This is a genomic window from Bombilactobacillus bombi (assembly GCF_013607485.1).
Classification (GTDB): domain Bacteria; phylum Bacillota; class Bacilli; order Lactobacillales; family Lactobacillaceae; genus Bombilactobacillus; species Bombilactobacillus bombi_A.
The window spans coordinates 1-1,971 of the sequence record NZ_SCHP01000111.1 but is presented as its reverse complement, the minus strand read 5'-3'; the positions used below and the strand labels follow the sequence as shown (position 1 = coordinate 1,971).

General features: G+C 32.4%; 1 protein-coding gene. It reads right to left on the bottom strand.

The window, feature by feature from the left end:
• Positions 1 to 253 precede the first annotated feature (253 nt).
• Positions 254 to 1,963 carry an MFS transporter gene (locus EQ827_RS08605; protein WP_181190568.1) on the bottom strand — a complete coding sequence of 570 codons (1,710 nt, stop codon included), beginning with the start codon at positions 1,961 to 1,963 and terminating at the stop codon, positions 254 to 256.
• Between the last annotated feature and the right edge of the window lie 8 nt (positions 1,964 to 1,971).

The window sequence follows — 1,971 nt, the reverse complement described above, 5'->3', positions numbered from 1 at the left end:
TTAAAATAAATATTATATTAATTTTTAATGATATTTGATTGTTTTTCACTTTTTTAAATTTCTAATATGTTATTGAAAAATTATAATTATTAAAAACTAAACCTGTACTATTTAATCTTTCAAAAAAGTCATCCTAGAAGTTTTAGGGAGACTTTTTTATTTTATTAACATCTATATTAATCATCTATATTAATAAATTGTTATTTCTATAAATATTATCTGACACATTGTGGCTGTGTGTTGACTATTAGGCCTATTCTTTTTGCTGCTTTATAACTGCTAAATAAGCTTTTTTGGGCATAAATAACAGACTAGATAAAATTGCTAGAAAAACAAAGGGCAAAGTGGTGGCATAAAGATTTTTAAAAGCCTGACTAGCCTTTAGAACGGAATACTTTTTGATACGTATAACGGTTAAATTAATTTTATAATTCAAAGTTTGGACTTTTTGTTTTACTTGTTGAGTTACTTTTTGATAAATATTATGTTGAGCTAAGACAGGTAAATGTGGACTTTGAGCTAATACCTTTTGATAATTACGCTCAATTAGTCGCATTTTTTCTTTTTTAGAAACATGATTCTTGATAGTTGTCGATTTTGTATTTTGGTTTTTAATATTACTAATGGTTTGAGTCAGCATTCTTTGTTGTTGCCGTTTCTCTAGATGTAGCGCAACTATTTGCTTCTGGGCATAATTAATAGATTCAGTTTGGGCCTGTTGCAAGTTTGCGTATAGTCCACTAACAAAAATAGCCACCGCTAAGGTTATTCCTACTTGACGAAAAACACCAGCAACACTTTGTGAGGCTGATAATAAATTGCCCGTAAAGTTAGAAGCAGCTAATACCGTAATAGGACCTGCAATAATTCCGTACCCCGTTCCTAATAAGATATTTGCGCTTGTTATTAAAGATAGATTAGTAAGATCAATTTGTGCAAACAGACCATAAGCAATTACCATTAGCAAAAAACCTAATGTGATAACTGGTCGCGGACCTAATTTATTTACCAAAATAGCAGCAATTGGTGAAAAAATAAAAATCATGGCAGAAATGGGTGTTACTAATAAAGCTGCTTGCAATTCGTTTTTATTTTGGACATGAGTAAAATAGGTCGGTAAGATGACGGTAATCGCGACTAAGAATAAATTGCTTAAAATAATGGCCACAGCAGAGCCAGTAAACTGACGATCACGAAACAGTGCTAAGGGCACCATGGGATTAGTAGCTTTTCTCTCTATGATAATAAATAAAATCAAACATAGCGTACTGCCAATAATCAATCCTAGAATTAAAGGACTATTCCAGTGCCATTCTCGTCCTTTGACTAAAGCCAAAGTTAGTGAAAATAAGGATAGCATACTAAACAATGAGCCCCAATAATCAATAGTTACGGGCTTGCCTTTAGCTTTTAAATCTAAAGTGTAGTTAATTAATATGATTGCAATAAGTAATAAGGGCAAATTAAGCAAAAAGATCCAACGCCAGGATAAAAATTGTGTAATTATACCGCCAATTGCCGGACCTAAAGCTGCTGCTAGACCTTGAGTAACACCCAAAGCTGCAATTACTTGAACCCGTTTAGCCAAGGACACACTGGCAATACCAATTGTCATTGATAAGGGAAAAACTATCGCGGCACCGAGACTTTGACAAGCCCGTCCACTTATAAGGATAGTTAAGTTAGGTGCCCATCCTGAAATAAACGACCCGAGTATAAAAATAATTATACCTAATAAATAAACTCGATTAATTCCAAATCTTTCGCCTAAACGACTTAAAGGAATAGTTAAGGCAGCAAATAAAATTGTATAGATATTGATAGCCCATTGCAAATCATTTAAAGAAACTGCTAATCCTTTTTGAATATCTGGTAAAGCAATATTCATTACAGTTGTATCTAACATACATAAAAAAATTCCGACACAGTTAGCACATATAATCAAAAATTTTTTGGAAATCATTCTCACTC

Coding starts and splice junctions, on each gene's coding strand:
- EQ827_RS08605 (WP_181190568.1), bottom strand. CDS start 1,963: ATGATTTCCAAAAAATTTTTGATTATATGTGCTAACTGTGTCGGAATT.